Below are 23,016 nucleotides of genomic sequence, written 5' to 3' on the forward strand. Positions count from 1 at the left end.
AGCCCCGATCCCGACCATGACCGCGCCAAATCCGGAAAGGCCGCGCCTTGCAGTGGTATGAATTCGTCTACGAACTGATCGACCTGCGATCCTTCTCGAACCTGTGGTTCTGGATCGCGCTTGCGGTCATGTGGTCGATGGCGAGCCACTGGGTCCTGGGTGTGCCCTATGACATGATCACCCGCGCCCGCCGCCATGGCGGACAGGCGCAGGAGGATCTGGAGATGCTGGTGCGGATCAACGCGAACCGGATGGATGTGATCGGCCAGATCGCGGGCCTCTGGATCGCCTGGTTCGTGGGCTTCCTTCTGACGATGCTGGTGATCCTGGGGTTCTGGTATGACGTGGAATTCGCGCAGGCGGTGTTCTGCCTCTTGTTCCCGATGTCGATCGTCAGCGCGCTGAGCCTGCGGGCAGCGCACCGGATCCGTGGCGAAGGCACCACCGGCGAGGCGCTGCACCGCCGCCTGATCTGGCACCGGATGACGATCCAGGGGATCGGCATGATCTCGATCCTGCTGACCTCGCTCTGGGGGATGTTCCAGAACCTTCAGATCGGCGTGTTCTGAGGACGGCATGGCAGGCGAACGCATCATCCTGGGCGGCGCGCCCGAAGGCTTTGACGCCCGCCTGGTGGCCCGCGAGGCCGAACGCGGGCGGCCGGTGATCCACATCGCGCGCGACGACAAGCGGATGGAGGCGATGCGGGGCGCGTTGGCGGTGATGGCGCCGGGGGCCGTGGTGCTGGACCTGCCGGCATGGGACTGCCTGCCCTATGACCGGGTGTCGCCCAACCCCGAGATTTCGGCGCGCCGCATGGCGACGCTGGCCGCTCTGGCGCACGGGGTGCCGGGGCCGTTCATCCTGCTGACCACGCTCAATGCCGCGATCCAGAAGATGCCCGCGCGCGACGTCCTGCGCGCCGCTTCCTTCACCGCGCGGGTGGGGCACCGGGTGGACGAAGGGGCGCTGAAGGCGTTCCTTGCGCGGATGGGGTTTTCACTTGTGTCCACGGTGACCGAACCGGGGGATTACGCGATCCGGGGCGGGATCGTCGACATCTATCCGCCGGGTCCGGGCGGGCCGGTGCGGCTGGATTTCTTCGGCGACGTGCTGGACGGGGCGCGGCGGTTCGATCCGGAAACGCAGCGGACGACCGAACGGCTTTCGGTGGTGGAACTGGCGCCGGTGTCCGAGGTGATCCTTGACGAGGCGGCGATCACCCGCTTCCGCCAGACCTACCGGATCGAGTTCGGCGCGGCGGGAACCGACGACCCGCTCTATGAGGCGGTCAGCGCCGGACGCAAGCATCAGGGGATGGAACATTGGCTGCCGTTCTTCCACGACCGGCTGGAAACCCTGTTCGACTATCTGCCCGAGGCCGCGGTCATGCTGGACGATCAGGTCACGCCCGCCCGGCTTTCGCGGTGGGAAGGGATCGCCGACCAGTATGACGCCCGGCGCGACGCGATGTTGGCCAAGGGCCGGATGGACACGGTCTACAAGCCCGCGGCACCGGGCCTGCTTTACCTTGACGATGCCGCATGGGAGGCGGCGAGCGCCAGCCAGCGGATGATCCAGCTTTCGCCCCTGGCGCAATCACCGGGGCCGGGCGTTCTGGATGCGGGCGGGCGGATCGGGCGCAACTTCGCGCCCGAACGGCAGGTGGAAAACATAAGCCTTTTCGGTGCATTGGCCGATCATGTTCGCAGCTTGCGCGAAAGCGGCCCGGTGGTGATTGCCAGCTGGTCCGAGGGCGCGCGCGAACGTCTAAAAGGGCTTCTGGAAGATCAGGGGCTGACCGCCGCGACGCCGATTGCCGATTTCCGCGACCTGCCGCAAGCGAAGGGCGGGCTTTACCTGATCGTCTGGCCGCTGGAGGCGGGGTTCACCGCACCGGGCCTTTCGGTGATTTCCGAACAGGATGTTCTGGGCGACCGTCTGGTGGCCAAGCCCCGCAAGAAACGCAAGGCCGAAAATTTCCTGCAAGAGGTCGGCACGCTATCGCCCGGCGACCTGGTGGTGCATGTCGAACATGGGGTCGGGCGCTATCTGGGGCTTGAGACGATCACCGCGCTTGGCGCGCCGCATGAATGTCTGGCGCTGGAATATGCCGAGGGTGCAAAGCTTTACCTGCCGGTCGAGAACATCGAACTTCTGTCGCGCTACGGGCATGAGGAGGGGCTTCTCGACAAGCTGGGCGGTGGCGCCTGGCAGGCCAAGAAGGCGCGGCTGAAAGAGCGGATCAAGGAAATCGCCGACCGCCTGATGCGGATCGCGGCGGAACGTGCCCTGCGCCATGCGCCGATCCTTGAGGCGCCCCATTCGATGTGGGAGGCGTTTTCGGCCCGGTTTCCCTATCAGGAAACCGATGACCAGCTTGCCGCCATTTCCGACGTGATCGCCGATCTGGAAAAGGGCAGCCCGATGGACCGGCTGATTGTCGGCGACGTGGGCTTTGGCAAGACCGAGGTGGCGATGCGCGCGGCCTTTGTCGCCGCTCTGGCGGGCATGCAGGTGGCGGTGGTCTGCCCGACGACGCTGCTTGCACGACAGCATTACCGCAGCTTTGCCGAACGTTTCCGTGGCTTTCCGATCACCGTGCGGCCGCTGTCGCGCTTCGTATCCGCCGGAGAGGCCGCGAAGACGCGCGAGGGCCTCGCGGACGGGTCCGTGGACATCTGCGTCGGCACCCACGCGCTTTTGGCCAAGGGGATCCGGTTCAAATCGCTCGGCCTTCTGGTGATCGACGAGGAACAGCATTTCGGCGTGGCCCACAAGGAACGCCTGAAAGAGATGCGGTCCGAGGTGCATGTGTTGACCCTGACGGCAACGCCCATTCCGCGCACGCTGCAACTGTCGCTGACGGGCGTGCGCGACCTTTCGATCATCGCAACCCCTCCGGTCGACCGCCTGGCGATCCGCACCTATGTGTCAGAGTTCGACACCGTCACGCTGCGCGAGGCGCTGCTGCGCGAACATTACCGGGGCGGGCAGTCGTTCTTTGTCGTGCCCCGCATCGCCGACCTGCCCGAGATCGAGGATTTCCTGCGCACCCATGTGCCCGAGGTCACGTTCATCGTGGCGCATGGCCAGCTTGCGGCGGGCGATCTGGACGAACGGATGAACGCCTTCTACGACGGCAAATACGATGTTCTGCTGGCGACGACGATCGTCGAATCCGGTCTGGACATCCCCACGGCCAACACGATGATCGTGCATCGGGCCGACATGTTCGGCCTATCTCAGCTTTACCAGATCCGGGGCAGGGTCGGGCGCGCCAAGACCCGCGCCTATTGCTATCTGACGACCAAGCCGCGTGCGCCGCTGACCTCCGGCGCGCAGAAACGCCTGCGGCTTCTGGCCAGCCTCGACAGCCTTGGCGCGGGCTTCAACCTGGCCAGCCACGACCTTGACCTGCGCGGCGCGGGCAACCTTCTGGGCGAGGAACAGTCGGGCCATATCAGGGAAGTGGGCTACGAGCTGTACCAGCAGATGCTGGAAGAGACGATCGCGCGGATCAAATCGGGCGAATTGCAGGGCCTGGCGCCGATGGACGACCAGTGGGCGCCGCAGATCAACCTGGGCGTGCCCGTCCTGATCCCCGAAGAGTACGTGCCCGATCTGGACGTGCGGCTTGGCCTTTACCGCCGGTTGTCGGGCCTTGCCACCAAGGTGGAGCTTGAAGGCTTCGCCGCCGAGCTGATCGACCGCTTCGGCCCGCTGCCGCGCGAGGTCAACACGCTGATGCTGGTCGTCCGGATCAAGGCGATATGCAAGCGCGCCGGGATCTCGCGGCTGGATGCCGGGCCGAAGGGCGCGACGGTTCAGTTCCACAATGACAAGTTCGCCAATCCTGCGGGGCTCGTGGAATTCATCCATGCCGAGACGGGCGCGCGGGTGAAGGACAACAAGATCATCCTTGCGCGCGACTGGAAGACGGAAGGCGACCGGATCAAGGGTGCCTTCGCCATCGCCAAGGCACTGGCGGAAAAGATCGTGAAGCCAGGCAAGTGAAAAGGGGGGCTGGCGGCCCCCGATCGCTTGCCCCGGGGGATCCGCTTCAGATCAGGATGATGTCGTCCGCGAGCTGCGCCTTGGTCGCCCCGAGCACGGTCAGCACATCGCCATCGCCGAAGTCGAACCGCACACCACCGGTGATGTTCGTGCCCCGCGACAGGACGTAGCGCACACTGCCCGCCACATCGTCGATCGCCAGCACGTCGATGTCGTTCTGGAAATCCAGCACCCGGTCGTTCCCATAGGACGCCAGAAAGACGAAACTGTCCGCGCCGTTCCCGCCCCGCAGGACATCCGCGCCGCGCCCGCCATCGAGGCGGTCCGCCCCTCCCAGACCGTTGAGCCGGTCCGCGCCAAGATCGCCGCGCAGGCTGTCGTTTCCGACCCCGCCATTGAGCGTGTCATTCCCGCCCCGGCCAACGGCAAAATCATTGCCGGCGCCAAGGTTGACGTTGTCGCCCACGCCGGACCCGGTCACGCGGTCGCGCCCGATGCCGGTCATGACAAGGTCCGGACCATCGGCCGAGAGTGCGAAGACATCATCCTCGGTCACCCGCAAGAAGGCCGTAAGGTCACGCGGGTCGATCGCCTCGCCCGGAGCCGGTCCGCCGGGGAAGGTCGGGCTGACGCCGGTGATCGAATCGATGAAGGCGCGCAACTGGGGGGTCGAGGTGATCGCGGGAACGGCGTCGCCGGCGAACTGAAACAGCCAGGATTCCCCCGTTGGCGTGTTCCGGCCGAACTTTTCAAGCTCGAGGATCATGGCGGAATTTCCACCGGTCCAGGAGAAGCTGCCCAGTGCAACCGAGGTCAGAACGTTCGGACCAAGGCGTTGCCCGTTGAGGTAGGTGGCATAATCCATCCCGTTGGCCGGGCGCAGGTCGACCTCGTTGAAATCCTCGTCATCCGGCCCGGTAATCTCGTAGCGGAATTTGTAGTTCGACGTGGCGACGATCCGCAGTTCCGCCACCCCGACGTAGAAATCCAGATCGCCGTCATATGTGGCATGGATGCCTCGAAGGATGTAGGTCGTCATTCTTGTCCCCGTCGTTTCAGGCTGTCATTCTGCCAGGGTCATAACACGATCAGGTCGTCGCGCAATTCCGCGCGCGTGATGCCCAGAACGGTCAGCACGTCGCCGTTACCGAAATCGAACACCACGCCGGTGGCCGTGTCCGTCGTGAAGGACAGGACCGTACCGGAATCATCGCCATGGCCCGCGATGCGCAGCACATCTTCGTCATCCGCGAAATCGGCGATCCGGTCGCGCCGGCCACCCATCGCATAGACGAACTCATCCGCCCCGGCGCCGCCGGTCATCCGGTCATCCCCGGTGCCGCCGTCCAGCGTGTCGTTCCCGGCGCCGCCGTTCAGCCGGTCGCGTCCCTGGGCGCCGCGCAGATTGTCATTGCCGCCAAGGCCGATCAGCCGGTCGTTTCCAAGCCCGCCGTTTAGCCGGTCAGTGTCGGCCCCGCCCGAAAGGATGTCATCGCCGGCCTGGCCCTTCATCCGGTCGCGCCCGGCCCCGCCCAAAAGGGTATCGCCCTGCGAACCACCCATGACCAGATCGTTGCCGTCCTGGCCAAGGATGCGGTCCGTGCCCGCGCCGCCCCGGCCCGTGTCATTGCCGCTGCCCAGAAGGAACTCTTCATTCTGCGCGGTGCCGACGACGCTGTCATTTCCCCGCCCGGTGGAAAGCGGCACCTCGGACCAGTCGTCGAACAAGGGGTTCCCGATCAGCACGTCATCCTCGGTGCTGCGGTCGAAGGCATCCAGATCCTGAAGGCGGAAGGGCACGCCCGGTCGCAGGGCGCCGGTCTCGGGGCCGATGTCGCGCACGGTCAGAAGCCAATTGGTGAAGGACTCGATTCCCGTGAACCGCGGAAGGGGATCGCCGCCGATGACGGCGCTGAATTCCCAGTCGGTCTCGTCCCGACCGTCCCAGAAGTTGAAGATCACAAGCTGGGTCTGCTTGTCCGCACCCCATTCCACCGTGCCCATGTAGACAGTGGTCGCGGGTGTGATGCCGCTGCCAGATGTGCGCAGTTGCAGAAGCGAACCGCTGGCGGGTTCGAGGGCCACGTCGAGCGGCTCGCCGGGTGTGAAACCCACGACCCGGAACCGCGCCGTGAAGCCCTCGGTCGTGACCACCGTCATCGTGGAAGGGGAAATCGCCACCGGGAAATTCTGGCCATCGTAATCGAACCGGAACCCGCTCAACACCGTCGTTGTCACCACTTACCTCATGCCGGAAAACCACTCGCCGGCCCACGGTTGCGCCTTCTGCAAGGGCGTGTCAATCGCGCATGGACACTCCGGAATCCGGACGTCTAGCTGCGCGGCATCCGCTGCATCAGCGCAACACCGGCCGCGCAAAGAATTGCGATCGAGGCGGCCAGCGGCACGGGCGTTCCGTCGAACATCAGACCGATCGGCGCGGCGATCACGACCGACAGGACGGTAGCAATCGCCCCGGTGGCCGAGGCCGCCATGCCCGCGACATGGCCCATCGGCTCAAGCGCGATGGCGTTCAGGTTGCCAAGCGTCAGCCCGGCCATGAAGAAGACGCTGATCGTCCAGCCGATGTAAAGCGCGAAGGGCAGGGTGCTGCCGGGCATATCCCCGCTGCCCGACAGCCAGAACACCGCGAAGGCCGCCGACAGCGCCAGTTGCACAACCAGCGTGACCGCCACCATCCGACGCATCCCCAGACGCACCACAAGCGCCGCGTTCACCAGGCTTGCCGAACCTGAAACCACCGCGATCAGCGCAAACCACAGCGGGAATTCGCCGCCCCGGCCGAAGGTTTCGTCGAACAGGGGCTGGGTCGATGACAGGGTCGCGAAAAGCGCGCCGAAGCAAAGCGTCTGGACGGACACCGCATAAAGCACGGTGCGGTGGGTCAGAACCTCGCGCAGCGCCGACCAGAGCGCGCCCGCGTTCAGCGGGCGGCGCGCCTCGGGCGGCAGGGTTTCGGGCTGACGGAACCAGAGCCAGCCCGAGCCGATCAGGGCAAAGGCGATGAAGGCCAGAAAGATCGACCGCCAGCCAAAGCCCGCGATGATCACGCTGCCCAGAAGGGGCGCAATCGCCGGAACCAGCGAAAAGACCATCATCGCAAAGCTGACGACGCGGGCCATCTCGCGCCCCTTGTAGAGGTCGCGCACAAGCGCCAGCGACACAACGCGCGGACCGGCCGCGCCGATCCCCTGAACCAGACGCGCCACCAGCACCGCCTCGAGCCCGGACGAGACATAGGCCGCAAAGGCCCCGATACAGTAAAGCACGGCCCCCGCGACGATCACACGCCGCCGCCCGAACGTGTCCGAAAGCGGCCCCGCGATGAAGGTGCCAAGCCCCATGCCGAGGACGAAGGACGTCAGGATCAGCTGTGCCCGGTTGGGGGCCTCGGCGCTCAGTTCCCGGGCGATCTCGGGCAGGGCGGGCAGCATCGCGTCGATCGAAAAGGCGATGGTGGCGAAAAGCATCGCGATCATCGCGACGAATTCCACGAAGGAAAGGCGTTTTTCCTGCGATGTCATGGCTTTCCGTCCGTTTCCTCGACCTGGCCCACGGATCAGCCTTGCGGGTCCTGCGCGTCCTGCGATTGTGCGGCGATGTCTGCGATCACCTGCGCCCAAAGCTCGGGCGGCTGCGCGCCGGTCACCACATAGCGGTCTGCCAGGATGAAGGTCGGAACGCCTGTCACGCCGCGCGCGCGGGCATGTGCATCGCGTTCGGAAATCATCGCGGCATCGGCATCCGAAGCCAGAAGCCGCGCGATCATCGCCCGGTCCAGCCCGCAAGCCTCGCCGATATCGGCCAGCGTCCCGGCCTCGCCGATGTCGCGCCCCTCGCGCCAATAGGCGCGGAACAGCGCCGATACCACCGGCGTCTGCCGCCCCTCCAGCCCCGCCCAGTGGATCAGGCGATGCGCGTCCAGCGTGTTGGGGATGCGCGGGATGTTGGCAAAGTCGATCTCCAGCCCCGCCGCGCGCGCTGCCTGTTCGACCCGCGCATAGATTTCCACGGCCTTTGCCTTGCCGCCGAACTTGGCTTCGAGATAGGCCGCGCGATCCATTCCGCCCTGCGGCATGTCGGGGTTCAGCTGGAACGGATGCCATTCGGTCGCGAAGGGATGGTCGGGATGGGATTCCAGTGCGCGGTCCAGGTTGGCCTTGCCGATATAGCACCAGGGGCAAACCGGATCGGAAATGACATCAAGGCGGATCATGCGCTGTCTCCTGCACCAAGGGCGCGCAGCGCGCGCCGGTTCAGCTTGTTGTTCGCGCCCCGGGGCAGGGCATCGAGATGGCGGTAGAGCCGGGGTGCCTTGTAGCGGGCCAGACGAGCCTGCGCATGGGCGACCAGGGCGGCCTCGTCCAGCGGCTGCGGACCGGTGTAGAAAAGGCCGATCACCCGCACATCCGCGCGCACCTCGACCTCGACGGCGGCACATTCCGCGACGCCCGGGCAATCGGCGAAGGCAGCCTCCACCTCGGTCGGCGAGACGCGGAAGCCGCCCGCGTTCATCATGTCGTCATCGCGCCCCAGATAGGTGATCGCCCCCCCGGCATCGGCACGGGCCATGTCGCCGGTCAGGAACCAGTCGCCCCGGAAACGGGCGGCGGTGGCAGCAGGATCGCCGATGTATTCCAGGAAAAGCCCCGGATCGCTTCGCGCGATGGCAAGCTCGCCGGTTTCCCCGATGGGCACGGGCGCCCCGTCGGGGCCGAGGATTGCCACATGCCGGCCGGGTTGCGGGTGGCCGGTGGCCCCCCTGGGCGCGGGCCGCGCGGGGCTGCCGGAAATGAAGGTCGAACATTCCGACATGCCAAGCGACTCGTGCATCGGCGTGCCTGTCGCGGCGACCCAGTCGTCACGCAGGGCCTCGGGCAGGCGTTCGCCCGCAACCAGCGCATGGCGCAGGCGGGGCAGGGGCGGCATCCCTTCGCGCAGCATCTGGCGGAAGACGCCCGGCGCCCCTGCAAGGATCGTCGCATCGAAGCGCCGCGCCAGATGCGGGATCTGCGCGGGCGTGACACCCGGCGCGGGGATCAGGGCCGTGGCCCCCACGGTCCAGGGATCGAGCAGCCCGGTCCCCAGCGTGAAGGTCCAGTTGAACGCCCCTGCGTGCAGTAGCCGGTCGTCTTCGGTCAGGCCGTACCAGCCCTGATGCATCATCCCCCGCGCCCAGATCGCGCGGTGGGCATGGGCCACGGCTTGCGGCCGCCCCGAGGTGCCCGAGGTGAAGACCACATAGGCCAGCCGGTCCGGACTGCCCATGTCATAGTCGCAGGGCGGAAGCGCGGCCATGTCGGCCAGCCGGTCCGATGGCAGAACCGGGCAGGTCAGCGGATCGGGCAGCGCGATGTCGGGCCCGGCCACGATCAGATCGGGCGCAACAACCGCCGCCATGCGCATGATCTCGGGCCCGGTCAGAAGGGGCGAGGTCGGCACGGGCACGAAACCCGCCGCAAGGGCGGCAAGATAGACCACGGGGAAGTCGGGCGTATTGCCAAGCCGCATCAGGATCCGTGCGCCGGGCGCAAGGCCCATGCGCCCGAACCCCGTGCCGGTGCCCCGCACAGCGGCCTCGAGCCGGGCGTAGCTCCATCTTTCGGCGCCCGTGGGCCGGACCACCTGCAAGGCGCTGCGGTCGGCCCGCGCCCCGGCCCTGGCCAGCACATGCGCGGCAAGGTTGAACGGGGCAGGGCAGGAGGGCCAGGGGGCAGAGGCGAATTCGGAACGCATGCCCCCTGCTATCCCCGCCAACGGGGCGTTGCAAGGCGGGGCAAGCTGGCCTATGGCATAGGCCATGACCGTGACCGATCCGAAGTCCATCATTCGTATCGCCCGCGAGGGTGGAGGCGAGGCCGAAGTGGCCCCGCTCAATCTCGCCGAACGGGTCCGCGAGTTGCGCAAGGCGCGCGGCTGGACGCTTGACCAGGCCGCGCGGCAGGCGGGGCTGGCACGGTCGACCCTGTCGAAGATCGAGAACGGCCAGATGTCGCCCACCTATGAGGCGTTGAAGAAACTGGCCGAGGGGCTGAAGATTTCGGTTCCGCAGCTGTTCACACCGCCATCGCAGGCGCAGGTGAACGGGCGGATGGCGATCACCCGGACGGGGGACGGCGCGGCCCATGCCACCGCGACCTACGAACACGAACTTCTCGCACCCTCGCTGCGAAGCAAGCGGATGCTGCCCTACCGCGCCACGATCCGCGCACGCGACATCGCGGAATTCGACGGCTGGGTGCGCCATGACGGCGAGGAATTCCTCTTTGTCCTGACCGGCATCGTGCGGCTTTACACCGAATTTTATGAACCCGTGGACCTGCGGCGGGGCGACAGCGCCTATTACGACGCCACCATGGGGCACAATGTGGTTTCCGTCAGCGAGGACGATGCCACGATCCTCTGGGTCACATCCCTGGTCTGAAGGCGGGCCGGACCGAAGACGGGGGCCGCTCCGAATGCGGGGCCGGTCCGTACGCGGGCCGCAAAGGAAGGGAAGGGGGGCTGTCTGCCCCCCTCTTTGGCTTCGCCAAATTCACCCCCCGAGGATATTTTCGTCAGGTTGAAAGCAATTTGAGCCAAACTTGCTTCACTTTGGCGCAAATATCCTGGGGGTGAGCCGCCGCAGGCGGTGAGGGGGCAAAGCCCCCTTCATCCGGTTGTGGCACCGCACGCCATCGCGGGGATCAGCCGAACCAGCCGGCCACCCGGTTCGCCCCGCCCGAAATGTCGCGCCCGATGCCGTCCACCGTCGCGCAGCCCGAAAGGGCGAGCAGCGCCGCCCCCAGTAGAATCCATTTGCCTGTTTTCCGCATTGTCCTGCCCGTTTCTTTTTTTGCCTCAGGGTTCCTGCCACCAGACGTCCGGCTGGAACCCGATCCAGTCACCATAGATGGGCAAACGCTGCGGGAACTTCAATTCCTTGCGATGCGCAAGGCGCGACCTGTCGGCATACCAGATCGGGATCACATAGCGCCCGGCCGTCAGCACCCGGTCAAGCGCGCGCGTCGCCGCAATGAAATCCTCGCGCGAGCGCGACGTCAGCATCCGGTCGATCGCCGCCTGCGCCGCGGGGGAATTCATGCCCATCCAGTTCCGCGTGCCCGGTTCCGTCACGCCCTGCGCGCCCCAGTAGAGGTTCTGTTCGTTGCCCGGCGACAGTGACAGGGACCGGATGTAATGGGTCATGTCAAAGTCATAGGCGTTGGTGCGTTCCTTGTACTGGGCGCTGTCGACCGTGGTGATGGTCGCCGCGATCCCGAGCCGTTTCAGCGCCTCGACATAGATCGACGCGATCGAGATCATCTCGTCCTGGCCGTTCTGGAACAGGATGTCGAAGGTGAAGGTTTCGCCCGCGGCGTTCTTCAGCACACCGTCCTGAACGCTCCATCCCGCCTCTTCCAGAAGCGCCGTCGCCTTGCGGATGTTGCCGCGATTGGCCTCGGTGCCGTCCGAGACAGGCAGGGCATAGCCCTCGATCGTGCCGGGCGGCAGGTCGGCGGCGAAGGGCTGCAAGAGGTCCAGTTCCAGCCCCGTGGCGGGCGCGCCCGGTTCCATACCGAGGACCGAGTTGGAATAGTAGGACCGGATCCGCGGCTGGCTGCCGCCGGTGACGGTCTGGTTGATCAGTTCGAAGTTGAAGGCCAGCGTCAGCGCCTCGCGCACGCGCCAGTCGGCAAACATCGCGCGGCGGGTGTTGAACACCAGCCCCTCGATCCCCGAGGGGCGTTGATGGGGGATTTCGGATTTCACCACATCGCCCGCGGCCACCGCCGGGAAGGAATAGTTCGTGTCCCATTTCGCGGCGTTGGATTCACGGTAGCTTGAGATTTCGCCCGCCTTGAAGGCCTCGAAGATGACGCCGGCATCGCCGAAATAGTCGTAGCGCACCTCGTCGAAATTGTGCAGCCCGCGATTGAAGGGCAGGTCCTTGCCCCACCAGTCGGGGTTTCTGACATAGGTGATGTAGCGGCCCGCCTCGAAGGTGCCCACCACATAGGGCCCCGAACCGACCGGCGCCTCAAGCGAGGATTCGTCGAAGGCCTTGCCCTCCCACTGCGCCTTCTTCAGGATCGGCCTGAGGCCAAGGATCAGCGGCAGTTCGCGGTCCTCGACGTTGAAGGTGAAGCGCACCGACCGGTCGCCGGTCTGTTCCATGCCGGCGACCTTCTTCCAGGCGCCATGATAGCGGGGCGACCCGATCGTGCCGAGGGTCTCGAAGGACCACATCACATCCTCGACCGTCACCGGCGAGCCGTCCGAGAACCGCGCATTTTCGCGAAGCGTGAATTCCACGAAGGTGCGCCCGTCATCGGTATCCACCGATTCGGCGAGAAGGCCGTAAAGGGTGAAGGGTTCGTCATAAGACCGGCCCATCAGCGTCTCGACCGTGAGGGCGGAAAGGCCCGCGGGGGCATTGCCCTTGAGGATGAAGGGATTGAGCGAATCGAAACTGCCGGCCTCGCCAAAGACGATCCTTCCGCCCTTGGGCGCATCGGGATTGGCATAGGGTAGCGACACAAAATCCGGTGGGAGCGCCGGATCACCATACATAGCTATGCCATGCGCCGGCTCTGCCCAGGCGGGATTCGCCAGATGCAGGGCAAAAACGGCGGCCGGGACGGACCAAAGAGTTCGGAAACGGATATTCTTCATTCTGGCAACGCCCCTCGATGGCATATTTCCTTGTGGCGCAGCCTAAACGCGCGTGACGGCCAATTCAAACTTTTAACTTGGCCACCGGCAACTTACGGCGTATAAGAGAAGCACTGCTCGATAGGTTTCTTGCCTGTATGAAACCTGCCTCAACGACTGAACGCCGGCCTCGCGCCGGCGTTTTTTTTGTTCTGCGCCGTGAATTGGGCATCAAGCCGCAGCGCAGCATGTGGCCAAGCGGGGCGGGCTTGGCTAATCTCGCGGCGGTTTTCAGGACAGGAGCAGGCGATGAGCTTGAAGGGCAAGACGGCGGTCGTGACCGGATCGAATTCCGGGATCGGGCTGGGGGTGGCGCGCGAACTGGCGCGGGCCGGGGCCGATGTGGTGCTGAACAGCTTCACCGACCGGGATGAGGATCATGCGCTGGCCGCAGGCATCGCCACCGAATTCGGCGTCGAGGCCCGCTATATCCGCGCCGACATGTCCGACGGCGCGGACTGCCGCGCGCTGATCGAAAAGGCGGGCGCCTGCGACATCCTGGTGAACAACGCGGGCATCCAGCATGTCGCCCCGGTGGACGAATTCCCGGTGGACAAGTGGAACCTGATCCTTGCGATCAACCTGAGTTCGGCCTTTCACACCGCCGCCGCCGCCCTACCGGGGATGCGGGCGAAGGGATGGGGCAGGGTGATCAACATCGCCTCGGCCCACGGGCTGACCGCCTCGCCCTTCAAGTCGGCCTATATCGCGGCCAAGCACGGCGTTGTCGGCCTGTCGAAGACGATCGCGCTGGAAACGGCCGGGCAGGGGATCACCTGCAACGCGATCTGCCCCGGCTATGTGCTGACGCCCCTGGTCGAGGCGCAAATTCCCGACCAGATGAAGGTGCACGGGATGGACCGCGAGACGGTGATCCGCGAGGTGATGCTGCTGCGCCAGCCCTCGCGCCAGTTCGCCACCACCGAACAGATCGGCGGAACCTGCGTGTTCCTTTCCAGCCCCGCGGCAGACCAGATCACCGGCACCACGATCAGCGTGGACGGCGGCTGGACCGCGCTTTGATCAGCGTCCGGCGCGGCCGCCTTCGGGGGGTTGCGTCGGGTCCTTCGGGTTGGGATAGACCAGACCGGCCGAGATGATGAGCTTTGCCGCATCCTCGATCTTCAGGTCGAGCATGATCACGTCCTTGGCCGGGACATAAAGCAGGAAGCCCGACGTGGGGTTCGGGGTGGTGGGCACGAAGACCGACAGGATTTCGCCATGCCCGGCGAGCTTGGTGGAAAGTTCGCCCTTGGCCTTGGTCGAGACGAAGCCGATCGCCCAGATGTTTTCCTTCGGGTATTCGACAAGGCAGGCCTTTTCGAAATTGGTGTCGGTCTGGGCAAAGACCGTTTCGGCGATCTGCTTCAGGCCGTTGTAGATCGACCGGACGACCGGCATCCGGTCGACCAGCCCCTCGGCCCAGGACAGCAGCGACCGGCCCAGCAGGCCGCGCGCGATCCAGCCGACGACAACGGTGAAGACCAGAAACACGATCACCCCGATGCCACGGATGTTGAAGCCTTCGGGCTGGCACCAGAAGGGCGGCGGATCGGCCAGGGGGTTCGGGATCAGGCTGTCGTCGGGCGGGTCGCACAGAAGTTGCTGCAACAGCTTGGGCGGCTGGATCTGTTCCGGTAAAAGCGGCAGGATCCAGCTGTCGATCCAGCCCGTCACCGTCCAGATCAGATAGATCGTCAGACCGATCGGCAGGACGACGACAAGCCCCGTCAGAAAGCTTGCGCGCAGCCAGCCGAGAAGACCTCGCTTGCGGTGCGGGTGGGGGTGAAGGGGGTCTTCGGTCATGGCGCATCCTTGTGATGCGCGCAATCTATGTGGCGCCCTGTCGCTTAACAATGGGAATGGGCCTGCCCGCGCGGGTTAATTCGCGGGGTCTTTCCCTCAGTCTGCAGCCGTGTCCGCGCCCATGTCCGCGCCCGTATCCGCGACCATGTCCGCAAGGGCCGCCGCGATCCGCGCGGCAAGGCGCGCGTTGTTCAACACAAGCGCGATGTTGGAGTCGAGCGATCGCCCCCCGGTCAATTCGAAGATGCGCTGCAGAAGGAAAGGGGTGACACCCTTTGCGGCGATCCCATGGGCGGCGGCTTCGGCAAGCGCGGCCTCGATCACCGGCAGGATCACCTCGCGCTGGATTTCCGCCTCGGTCGGGATCGGGTTGGCCACCAGTTGCCCGCCGGGCAGGCCAAGTCGGGCGCGCATCGCGTGCGCGGCGGCGATGGTCGCCGGATCGTCCATCCGCAGGGGCGCGGGCAGGCCCGATGCACGCGACCAGAAGGCGGGGAAATCGTCCTGTCCGACGGCGATCACCGGCACACCCAGGGTTTCCAGAACCTCCAGCGTCTTGGGCAGGTCGAGGATCGCCTTTGCCCCGGCGGCGACAACGGTGACAGGGGTTGCCGCCAGTTCCTGAAGGTCGGCCGAGATGTCGAACGAGCTTTCGGCCCCGCGATGCACGCCGCCGATCCCGCCCGTGGCAAAGACGCCGATCCCGGCGAGATGCGCGCAGATCATGGTTGCGGCGACCGTGGTCGCGCCCGTTTCGCCTGTGACAAGGCAGGCCGCAAGATCGGCGCGCGATAGTTTCCGCACATCCCTTGCCCGGCCCAGGTCGTCAAGCTGCCCGTCCGTCAGCCCGATCAGGATCTGCCCGCCCATCACCGCGATCGTGGCCGGCACCGCGCCGCCCGCGCGCACCTCGGCCTCGACCCGGCGGGCGGTTTCCACATTTTGTGGGAAGGGCATGCCGTGGGTGATGATGGTCGATTCCAGCGCCACGACAGGGCGGCTCGCGGCACGGGCGGCGGCCACTTCGGGCGACAGGACGAGGGGAAGGTTGGCGGGAAGGTTGGCGGGAAGGTTGGCGGGAAGGCTCATGCGCCGATCTCTCCGGAAACATAGGTTGCGGCGGCCTGAAGGGCCAAGGATAGTGCGGCGCTGCGGCCTGCGCCCTGCCGTTCGGCGGCGATATGGGCGGCCATGAACGTATCGCCCGCGCCGGTGACGCGCGTCACCAGAACCGGCGGCGGGCTGTCCGCGATCACGCCGCCACCGCGCGTGCCCTCGGCACATTCCTTCCCGCCATTGGTGACAAGAACCCGTGCCGCGCCGCGTTCAAGCAGGGCATGCGCGGCCTCGGACGCGTCGCGAAAGCTGCGCCGGGCAAGGATGCCCGCCTCTTCCAGATTGACATAGAGCGTGGCGCGCGGATGGGTCATCAGGACCGAAAGCCGGTCGGCCTTGCCGGGGCTCGCGGGGGCCACCCGCAGGTCGGCCATCGAAAACAGCGGCGAGGCGGCGATGTCGGCCAGAAGCCGGGTCGTCAGGTTGCCGTCCAGCGCGATCAGCCCCTCCCAGGGCGCGCCGGGCGCGCCAAGGCTTCCGTCCGAGAGGGGGCGCAGGATGCGGTCGCCCGCGACTTCCAGGGAATGGGCATCGGCGATCGCCGCGATCAGGCCGTTTGCCCCCTCGATGGCGGTGTACTGGTCGGTCGGCAGATCGTCGGAACGGTAGAGATGATCGGTGATCAGCCCCAACCGGGCGCAGGCGGCGGTCAGTTCCTCGCCCGCCGGATCGCGCCCGACGACCGAAAGAAGCGCCGGACGCATCCCGAAGCGGGCCAGCGTCATGGCGATGTTCATCGCCACCCCGCCGGGCAGGCGCGTGATGCGGCCGGGCACATCCGACCCAAGCCGCATGGCCACGGGCGAACGGCCGATGATGTCCCAGAGGACGGAACCGATGCAGAGGATGTCGGGCGCTGCGTTCATTCCGCCCTTGTCGCCCAAGCCGCAGCCCCGCGCAAGCGGGGGTGTCGGGTCATTGGACAGCGAACGCGGGGAACAGCGAACGCGGACCCCAAAGGAACGCTTCCCGACCCTATTTTGCGGGAAAACCCCGGAATCCTGCGTGCGGAAGACCGCGCCCTGCCGGGTTTGGACTTGCCAAGGCCGCCGGTTGCAGCTACATGCGCGCCACTTCACAGGCGGATGCGGGCCTTCCGGGGGAGAAATCCCCGGCGGTCCACCGGTTGGGGGAAACCCTGAGAACATCCGCCGAGGCGCAAACCGGAAAGGAAATGGACATGGCGCTCCCCGAGTTTTCCATGCGTCAGCTGCTTGAAGCTGGCGTTCACTACGGCCACCAGACGCAGCGCTGGAACCCGAAGATGGCAGAGTACATCTACGGCGACCGCAACGGCATTCACATCCTCGACCTGACGCAGACCGTCCCGATGCTGGACCAGGCGCTGAAGGTCGTGCGCGACACCGTCGCCAAGGGCGGCCGCATCCTGTTCGTCGGAACCAAGCGTCAGGCGCAGAAGCCCGTCGCCGAAGCCGCCGAGAAATGCGCGCAGTACTACATGAACCACCGCTGGCTGGGTGGCACGCTGACCAACTGGAAGACCGTGTCGCAGTCGATCCAGCGCCTGAAGCAGTTCGACGAACTGCTGGCCTCGGGTGCAGAAGGCCTGACCAAGAAAGAACGGCTGAACATGGAACGCGAGCAGGCCAAGCTTCAGGCCAGCCTTGGCGGCATCCGTGAGATGGGCGGCCTGCCGGACCTGATCTTCATCATCGACGTGGGCAAGGAAGACCTCGCCATCGCCGAAGCCAAGAAGCTGGGCATCCCGGTCGTGGCCGTGGTCGACACCAACTGCTCGCCCAAGGGCGTGGATTACGTGATCCCCGGCAACGATGACGCGGCCCGCGCCATCGCGCTTTACTGCGATCTGGTCGCCCGTGCGGCGCTGGACGGCATGTCGGCGCAGATGGGTGCCGCCGGCGTCGACCTGGGCGCGCTCGAAGTCGCTCCGGAAGAAGAGGCCGTCGAGGGCTGAGGCCCCGCCGTCGCACTGCTGTTGCCCGGCGGGGGTAATCCTGCCGGGCCCCGTCCCGTTCAAGGAGATGAGACATGACGATCACCGCGCAAATGGTGAAGGAACTGCGTGAATCGACCGGCGCAGGCATGATGGACGCCAAGAAGGCGCTGACCGAAACCAACGGCGACATGGAAGCCGCCGTGGACTGGCTGCGCACTAAGGGCCTGGCGAAGGCCGCCAAGAAGGCCGACCGCGTGGCCGCCGAAGGCCTCGTTGGCGTGGCCGTGAAGGCCGGTCGCGGCGTCGCGGTCGAGATCAACTCGGAAACCGACTTCGTGGCCAAGAACGCCGATTTCCAGGCGCTGGTGCGTGACATCACCCGCGTTGCGCTGGATACCGCCAATTCGGTCGAGGTGCTGAAAGCGACCCACCTGAACGGCGAGCCGGTCGAAAGCGTCCTGCAGAACGCCATCGCCCGCATCGGCGAAAACATGACCCTGCGCCGCATGCACGCGCTGGAAGGCGACACCGTCGTCTCGTATGTCCACAATGCCGCCACCGAAGGCATGGGCAAGATCGGCGTGCTGGTCGCGCTGAACGGTCCGGCCGACAAGGCGCAGGAAATCGGCAAGCAGTTCGCGATGCACATCGCCGCGACCTCGCCGCTGTCGCTGTCCGAAGCCACGCTGGACCCGGCGCTGGTGGAACGCGAACTGGCGGTGCAGACCGCCAAGGCGCTGGAAGAGAACGCAAGTTCGGCCAAGCCCAAGCCCGAACAGGTGATCCACAACAACATCATCCCCGGCCGGATGAAGAAGTTCCTTGCCGAGAACACGCTGCTTGGCCAGCAGTTCGTGATCAACCCCGATGTCACCGTGGCCCAGGCTGCGGCCGATGCCGGCGTCGAGATCACCGGCTTTGCCCGCGTCATGGTGGGCGAGGGCGTCGAGAAGAAGGAAGACGACTTCGCCGCCGAAGTGGCGAAGATGGTCCAGGGCTGATCCGGTCCTTCACCGGAACGGAATGACGGGGGCGGCCTTCGGGCCGCCCTTTTTCATCGTCGCGCGGGCGCTTGCGCCCTTCTTGCGGATGACGCCCGTCGGAGTATCGGCCAGACCGCGTTCGAACGGGGCGCCAGACGGCGCCCCGTTCGGTTTTTGCGACGTAACACTGGGGATGAGGCACGATCGCAAGGCTTTCCCGGCACTTCGGGGCGGACAATTTCCCCGCCGGAGGTTGTTCCCCTCCCGCCCCGGGAAGCGCGGGGAGGGAAGGGTGCAGAAGGGCGGACTGAAAATGCAGCCCACCCCCCTGCGTGTTCCACTGGCCGAAGCCACCACTCACGGAACACGCTCAGGATGCACATGCACTTGACGCAGGGTAAGTCAGGGATTCCTTACCTGACGGTAAAAACCGGACCGCAGGTTCAGGACGGGCGGGCGAAGATCGAGTTCAGCAGCGTGCCCTTGGCCACCGCCTGGGCCGTGGTTTCCACATCCAGCGCCTCGCGTGCAAGGCGCAGGTGCTTTTCCACCATCGCGGTGGAAACCCCCATGATCAGGGCGATGTCCTGCGTGGTCTTTCCGTCCGCCACCCATCCCAGCACCTCGCGCTGGCGGTCCGTCAGCGGGCGGCGGCGCGTCACCAGCGGCAGCTGGAGGATCTTGAGGTGCATCATGTGCGCAACGGCCAGGATCGCGTCGCGATGGCCGTCCCAGACGCGGTCCACATCATCATGGGTCATTCCCGGATCGGCGATCAGGCCAAGCGCCGCTTTCGAGCGGTTCGAGGTGCCGGGAAAGCTGATGCTGACCCCGGCGATGACGCCGATCCGTTGGTTCTGCAGCACGGCCTCGGCCTCGGTGGGGGGAAGGGTGCCCGCCTCGAGCGCCTCCTGAACCCACCGCCAGGTGCAGGCGCCGACATTGGTCGATACCCAGCGGAACAGCGGCGTCCGCATGTAGAAACCGTCCGAAAAGTAAAGCTTGGTGTATTCCGGCGGACAGGAGGACAGGAACAGCGCATCATCCGGGTCGCCGATCGACCGTTCCGTGCGGAACCGCGTCAGGCCGTAGTTGACGCGCGAAAACCCATGTCCGCGAAACATCCCCAAGGCCAGATCAAAAGCCGCGTCGACGGACGACGCTTCCGCGATCCGCCCCAGAAGTGGCAGAACGTCATGTTGCATTGTCACTATCCCGCAGACGGCCCGCGCCGGCGCGCGCGCCACACGTCCCTGTTGCTCATCCCTCTCTTGTCTTACCCAACCTCCGGGTGTCTTGTCGAGGCCGCAAGCGGGATTGGGAATCAGACCCCTAAGGAGACGGGCATTGGAACGGCAGGATGTGGTGATCGTGGGCGGTGCTGTGATGGGGGCGGCGACTGCCTATTGGCTGGTCGAGATGCACCCCGGCCTGAAGGTCACGGTCGCCGAGCGTGATCCCAGCTATGCGACCTCGTCCACGGCGCTGTCCGTGGCCTCGGTCCGCAGCCAGTTCTCGACCGCGATCAACGTGAAAATGTCGCGCTTTGGCGTTGATTTCATACGGAACTTTCCGGAACGCCTTGGGCTTGATCCGGCCGTGGCCAACCTGGGCCTGAAGGAAAACGGCTATCTTTTCGTGACCTCGAACCCGGAAAAGGCGCGGTTGATGGAGGATCTGGCCGAGATGCAGCGCGGCCTTGGCGCCGCGACCGAAATCCTTGGCCCCGAGGCGCTGTCCGAACGCTTTCCCTGGATGAACACCGATGATCTGGTGGCCGGGTCCTTCGGCCCGCGGGACGAGGGCTGGTTCGACAACATGGGCCTTGTGCAGGGGTTCCGCGAAGCCGCGCGCAACCGCGGCGCGACCTTCGTCAAGGACGAGGTCACGGCGCTGGAGGTCGAGGGCGGGCGCGTCACGGCTGCGGTGCTGGGGCAGGGCGGCCGCATCCCCTGTGGTGCGGTGGTGAACGCCGCAGGGCCGCGGGCTGCCGTGGTGGCGCGGATGGCGGGCCTTGACCTGCCCGTTGAACCCCGCAAGCGCACCGTCTTCGTGATCGACGCCCCGAACGCGCGCCACCCGGACGCGCCGCTGTTGATCGACCATGGGTTCTATCTGCGGCCCGAACATGGGCAATGGATCACCGCGACCGTTCCGCAGGATGACGGGCCGTGCGATTTCAACGATTTCGAGCCCGATCTGCATCTGTTTGAAGAGGTGATCTGGGAACAGCTCTGGCACCGCGCGCCGGGGTTCGATGCGGTCAAGGTGATCCGCCACTGGGTCGGTCATTACGAATACAACAGCCTGGACCAAAACGCGATCCTGGGCCCGCATCCGGACAGGCCGAACCTTTATTTCATCAACGGCTTTTCCGGCCACGGGCTGCAACAGGCCCCGGCGGCGGGGCGCGCCATCGCCGAACATCTGTTGACCGGCGGCTGGCGGTCGATCGACATGACCGACCTTTCGATCGACCGCGTCATTGCCGGGCGGCCATTCCGCGAACTGGGCGTGGTCTAGGTGCGGCGAGGGCTGGGGGCTGGCTGCCCCCGGACCCCCGCGGATATTCGAGCCAGTATGAACGGGATCAGGCCTGCCCGCCGTTCCTTTGCGTCTCGCGCCGGCAGGCGGCAAGCGTGCGCGCGGTCAGGTCGGGGGCCAGATGGCGCAGCGCGTCATACTGGGTCAGGAACACCCGGCCGGTCAGATCCTGCAGGAAATGGCTGCGCTTCAGCCGGTCCATCACCGGCCCCTTCACCTCGGTCAGATGCAGGGATACGCCGCTGTCCTTCAGCCGCGCGTTGATCGCCTCGAGGCTTTCCAGGGCCGAGGAATCCACCGCATTCACCGCCGGGAACATCAGCACCACATGGCGGATCGCAGGATTGGCCGCGACATGGCCATAGACCGTATCCTCGAGGAATCGGGCATTCGGAAAATACAGGGATTCGTCGACCCTTATGGACAGAACATCAGGTGCCGTGACAACTGCGTGTCGCTCCACATTGCGGAAATGTTCGGTTCCGGGGACCTGGCCCACGATCGCCACATGCGGGCGCGACGTGCGCCACAGATGCAGAACCAGCGACAAGAGCACGCCCGCCGAGATCCCCGCCTCGACCCCGGCGCCGAGGGTGACGAGGATCGTCGCGGCCATCGCGGCAAAGTCGATCCGGCTGTAGGCCCAGGTGCGCCGCAGCGCGCCCAGATCGACCAGGGACAGCACCGCGACGATGATTGTCGCTGCAAGGGTGGCCTTGGGCAGGTAGTGGAGCAGGGGGGTCAGGAAGACCGTCGCCAAAGCCATGCCCACGGCGGTGAAGGCCCCGGCGGCGGGGGTTTCGGCCCCCGCGTCGAAATTGACGACCGATCGCGCAAATCCCCCGGTCACCGGAAACCCGCCCGAGACGGCCGAACCGACATTGGCGGCACCAAGTGCCACCAATTCCTGATCCGGATCAATGCGTTGGCGCCTTTTCGCGGCCAGTGTCTGCGCAACCGAGATGCTTTCGACATAGCCCACGATGGAAATCAGCGCCGCAGGCACAGCGATGGTCGCCCAGAGGCCCGGATCGAAGGGCGGCAGAGTGGGCACCGGCAGGCCCGAGGGGATGTCGCCCACGATGGCCACGCCCCATCCGTCCAGCCCGAAGAGAAAGGTGACTAGGGTGGTCGCGAAGACCGCCATGACCGGCGCCGTGCGCGCGATGGTGCCTGCCGCGCGATCCTGCCAGCCTCGCGCCTTCAACCAGCCCTTCATGCGCGTCCGCGACCAGTGCAAGAAAGCCGCCGCCGGCAAGCCGATCAGCATGGTAGCGATCGAGACACCGCCAAGGCCGTCAATTATATTATGTAAAAGTTCCAGAAGGTTGTGGCCCGAGGCCGAGATGCCCAGGAGATGCGGGATCTGGCTTGTGGCAATGATGATACCCGAGGCCGAGATAAAGCCCGAGATGACCGGATGGCTCAGGAAATTGGCGATGAACCCAAGGCGCAGGATACCCATCCCCAAGAGAATCAGCCCGGACAGGAAGGCCAGCGCGATGGCCGCGCCGTAATATTCCGGCGTGCCCTGGCTGGTGAACTGTCCGACCGCCGCCGCCGTCATCAGCGAGGCGACCGCCACCGGGCCAACCGCCAGCGCGCGCGACGTCCCGAAGACCGCGTAAAGGATCAAGGGTGCGATCGAGGCGTAAAGCCCGACCTCGGCCGGCAGCCCGGCCAGAAGCGCATAGGCCAGCGATTGCGGGATCAGCATGATCGTCACGATCACTGCGGCAATCAGGTCGCTGGTCAGCGCCGCACGGTCATAGGCCGCGCCCCATGTAAGGATCGGAAAGTAACGGCGCAGCATCCTGTCGTCCTGTCGTGCCAGATGGCACAGGGTGTAAGGGCTGGCTCGTTACATTTCAAGATTTGAATGTGTCGGAATGACCTGGCGATCTTGTCTGTGCCACG

Annotated in this window: 19 protein-coding genes; 7 read left to right on the top strand and 12 right to left on the bottom strand. The window is 65.9% G+C overall.

Annotated elements, in window-relative coordinates:
- Nucleotides 1-47: 47 nt before the first annotated feature.
- Entirely contained in the window at nt 48-569 is a 522-nt protein-coding gene (locus tag E7811_RS13150) for a component of SufBCD complex (RefSeq protein ID WP_136395104.1), read from the top strand.
- 7 nt (nt 570-576) lie between these two features.
- On the top strand, nt 577-4,017 hold the full coding sequence (gene mfd / locus E7811_RS13155) for a transcription-repair coupling factor (protein WP_136395105.1): 3,441 nt from the start codon (nt 577-579) through the stop codon (nt 4,015-4,017).
- 46 nt (nt 4,018-4,063) lie between these two features.
- On the opposite strand, the gene E7811_RS13160 is transcribed toward mfd, so the two are convergent.
- From E7811_RS13160 to E7811_RS13180, 5 genes are all read right to left on the bottom strand, one after another.
- Nucleotides 4,064-5,056: a calcium-binding protein gene (locus E7811_RS13160; protein ID WP_136395106.1), complete on the bottom strand. Its 993-nt coding sequence runs from the start codon at nt 5,054-5,056 to the stop codon at nt 4,064-4,066.
- A 38-nt stretch (nt 5,057-5,094) separates the two neighbouring features.
- Nucleotides 5,095-6,240, bottom strand: a complete 1,146-nt coding sequence (locus E7811_RS13165) for a calcium-binding protein (RefSeq protein WP_136395107.1) — start codon at nt 6,238-6,240, stop codon at nt 5,095-5,097.
- A 110-nt stretch (nt 6,241-6,350) separates the two neighbouring features.
- Nucleotides 6,351-7,562 carry a multidrug effflux MFS transporter gene (locus E7811_RS13170; RefSeq protein WP_136395108.1) on the bottom strand — a complete coding sequence of 404 codons (1,212 nt, stop codon included), beginning with the start codon at nt 7,560-7,562 and terminating at the stop codon, nt 6,351-6,353.
- Between the two features lie 35 nt (nt 7,563-7,597).
- Entirely contained in the window at nt 7,598-8,254 is a 657-nt protein-coding gene (locus E7811_RS13175) for a DsbA family oxidoreductase (protein WP_136395109.1), read from the bottom strand.
- Complete coding sequence (locus E7811_RS13180; protein WP_136395110.1) at nt 8,251-9,774, bottom strand: class I adenylate-forming enzyme family protein; 1,524 nt, start codon at nt 9,772-9,774, stop codon at nt 8,251-8,253. The genes E7811_RS13175 and E7811_RS13180 overlap by 4 nt, the downstream gene beginning before the upstream one ends.
- A 64-nt stretch (nt 9,775-9,838) precedes the next feature.
- On the opposite strand from E7811_RS13180, the gene E7811_RS13185 reads away from it, so the two are divergent.
- Nucleotides 9,839-10,462, top strand: a complete 624-nt coding sequence (locus tag E7811_RS13185) for a helix-turn-helix domain-containing protein (protein WP_136395111.1) — start codon at nt 9,839-9,841, stop codon at nt 10,460-10,462.
- A 262-nt stretch (nt 10,463-10,724) separates the two neighbouring features.
- Here E7811_RS13185 and E7811_RS18355 read toward each other — a convergent pair whose 3' ends face one another.
- Together E7811_RS18355 and E7811_RS13190 are read right to left on the bottom strand one after the other, a co-directional pair.
- A complete protein-coding gene (locus E7811_RS18355) occupies nt 10,725-10,853 on the bottom strand; it encodes a hypothetical protein (RefSeq protein ID WP_281277057.1) in 129 nt (42 codons plus the stop codon).
- Between the two features lie 25 nt (nt 10,854-10,878).
- Nucleotides 10,879-12,591, bottom strand: coding sequence for an extracellular solute-binding protein (locus E7811_RS13190; RefSeq protein WP_168733022.1), 1,713 nt, complete (start codon nt 12,589-12,591; stop codon nt 10,879-10,881).
- A 390-nt stretch (nt 12,592-12,981) separates the two neighbouring features.
- On the opposite strand from E7811_RS13190, the gene E7811_RS13195 reads away from it, so the two are divergent.
- A complete protein-coding gene (locus E7811_RS13195; RefSeq protein ID WP_136395113.1) occupies nt 12,982-13,755 on the top strand; it encodes a 3-hydroxybutyrate dehydrogenase in 774 nt (257 codons plus the stop codon).
- Here E7811_RS13195 and E7811_RS13200 read toward each other — a convergent pair whose 3' ends face one another.
- The 3 genes from E7811_RS13200 to E7811_RS13210 form a co-directional block, all read right to left on the bottom strand.
- Nucleotides 13,756-14,538 carry a DUF502 domain-containing protein gene (locus tag E7811_RS13200; RefSeq protein ID WP_136395114.1) on the bottom strand — a complete coding sequence of 261 codons (783 nt, stop codon included), beginning with the start codon at nt 14,536-14,538 and terminating at the stop codon, nt 13,756-13,758.
- Nucleotides 14,539-14,634: 96 nt separating this feature from the next.
- On the bottom strand, nt 14,635-15,627 hold the full coding sequence (locus E7811_RS13205) for a pseudouridine-5'-phosphate glycosidase (RefSeq protein ID WP_136395115.1): 993 nt from the start codon (nt 15,625-15,627) through the stop codon (nt 14,635-14,637).
- Nucleotides 15,624-16,520 (bottom strand): PfkB family carbohydrate kinase, encoded by an 897-nt coding sequence (locus E7811_RS13210; protein ID WP_136395116.1) that lies wholly within the window; start codon nt 16,518-16,520, stop codon nt 15,624-15,626. Before E7811_RS13210 ends, E7811_RS13205 begins: the two co-directional genes overlap by 4 nt.
- A 308-nt stretch (nt 16,521-16,828) precedes the next feature.
- On the opposite strand from E7811_RS13210, the gene rpsB reads away from it, so the two are divergent.
- On the top strand, nt 16,829-17,590 hold the full coding sequence (gene rpsB, locus E7811_RS13215) for a 30S ribosomal protein S2 (protein ID WP_136395117.1): 762 nt from the start codon (nt 16,829-16,831) through the stop codon (nt 17,588-17,590).
- A gap of 74 nt (nt 17,591-17,664) precedes the next feature.
- Nucleotides 17,665-18,573, top strand: coding sequence for a translation elongation factor Ts (gene tsf, locus E7811_RS13220; RefSeq protein WP_136395118.1), 909 nt, complete (start codon nt 17,665-17,667; stop codon nt 18,571-18,573).
- 425 nt (nt 18,574-18,998) lie between these two features.
- Here the strand turns inward: tsf and E7811_RS13225 are convergent, their stop codons facing one another.
- The gene (locus E7811_RS13225; RefSeq protein WP_136395119.1) at nt 18,999-19,760 is read right to left on the bottom strand and encodes a helix-turn-helix transcriptional regulator; all 762 of its coding nucleotides are present in this window, start codon (nt 19,758-19,760) and stop codon (nt 18,999-19,001) included.
- A gap of 142 nt (nt 19,761-19,902) precedes the next feature.
- Between E7811_RS13225 and E7811_RS13230 the strand changes: the two genes are divergently transcribed.
- Entirely contained in the window at nt 19,903-21,078 is a 1,176-nt protein-coding gene (locus tag E7811_RS13230; RefSeq protein ID WP_246020432.1) for an NAD(P)/FAD-dependent oxidoreductase, read from the top strand.
- Nucleotides 21,079-21,145: 67 nt separating this feature from the next.
- On the opposite strand, the gene E7811_RS13235 is transcribed toward E7811_RS13230, so the two are convergent.
- Nucleotides 21,146-22,912: a SulP family inorganic anion transporter gene (locus E7811_RS13235; RefSeq protein ID WP_136395120.1), complete on the bottom strand. Its 1,767-nt coding sequence runs from the start codon at nt 22,910-22,912 to the stop codon at nt 21,146-21,148.
- Between the last annotated feature and the right edge of the window lie 104 nt (nt 22,913-23,016).

It is taken from the genome of Aliigemmobacter aestuarii (assembly GCF_004799285.1).
GTDB classification, from domain to species: domain Bacteria; phylum Pseudomonadota; class Alphaproteobacteria; order Rhodobacterales; family Rhodobacteraceae; genus Aliigemmobacter; species Aliigemmobacter aestuarii.

Excerpts from the sequence above, each read along its gene's own strand:
- E7811_RS13195 (WP_136395113.1), top strand. The coding sequence starts at position 12,982 with ATGAGCTTGAAGGGCAAGACGGCGGTCGTGACCGGATCGAATTCCGGG.
- E7811_RS13185 (WP_136395111.1), top strand. The coding sequence starts at position 9,839 with ATGACCGTGACCGATCCGAAGTCCATCATTCGTATCGCCCGCGAGGGT.
- E7811_RS13235 (WP_136395120.1), bottom strand. The coding sequence starts at position 22,912 with ATGCTGCGCCGTTACTTTCCGATCCTTACATGGGGCGCGGCCTATGAC.
- E7811_RS13200 (WP_136395114.1), bottom strand. The coding sequence starts at position 14,538 with ATGACCGAAGACCCCCTTCACCCCCACCCGCACCGCAAGCGAGGTCTT.
- E7811_RS13225 (WP_136395119.1), bottom strand. The coding sequence starts at position 19,760 with ATGCAACATGACGTTCTGCCACTTCTGGGGCGGATCGCGGAAGCGTCG.
- mfd (WP_136395105.1), top strand. The coding sequence starts at position 577 with ATGGCAGGCGAACGCATCATCCTGGGCGGCGCGCCCGAAGGCTTTGAC.
- rpsB (WP_136395117.1), top strand. The coding sequence starts at position 16,829 with ATGGACATGGCGCTCCCCGAGTTTTCCATGCGTCAGCTGCTTGAAGCT.
- tsf (WP_136395118.1), top strand. The coding sequence starts at position 17,665 with ATGACGATCACCGCGCAAATGGTGAAGGAACTGCGTGAATCGACCGGC.
- E7811_RS13205 (WP_136395115.1), bottom strand. The coding sequence starts at position 15,627 with ATGAGCCTTCCCGCCAACCTTCCCGCCAACCTTCCCGCCAACCTTCCC.
- E7811_RS13160 (WP_136395106.1), bottom strand. The coding sequence starts at position 5,056 with ATGACGACCTACATCCTTCGAGGCATCCATGCCACATATGACGGCGAT.
- E7811_RS13175 (WP_136395109.1), bottom strand. The coding sequence starts at position 8,254 with ATGATCCGCCTTGATGTCATTTCCGATCCGGTTTGCCCCTGGTGCTAT.
- E7811_RS13170 (WP_136395108.1), bottom strand. The coding sequence starts at position 7,562 with ATGACATCGCAGGAAAAACGCCTTTCCTTCGTGGAATTCGTCGCGATG.
- E7811_RS13190 (WP_168733022.1), bottom strand. The coding sequence starts at position 12,591 with ATGTATGGTGATCCGGCGCTCCCACCGGATTTTGTGTCGCTACCCTAT.
- E7811_RS13210 (WP_136395116.1), bottom strand. The coding sequence starts at position 16,520 with ATGAACGCAGCGCCCGACATCCTCTGCATCGGTTCCGTCCTCTGGGAC.
- E7811_RS18355 (WP_281277057.1), bottom strand. The coding sequence starts at position 10,853 with ATGCGGAAAACAGGCAAATGGATTCTACTGGGGGCGGCGCTGCTCGCC.
- E7811_RS13180 (WP_136395110.1), bottom strand. The coding sequence starts at position 9,774 with ATGCGTTCCGAATTCGCCTCTGCCCCCTGGCCCTCCTGCCCTGCCCCG.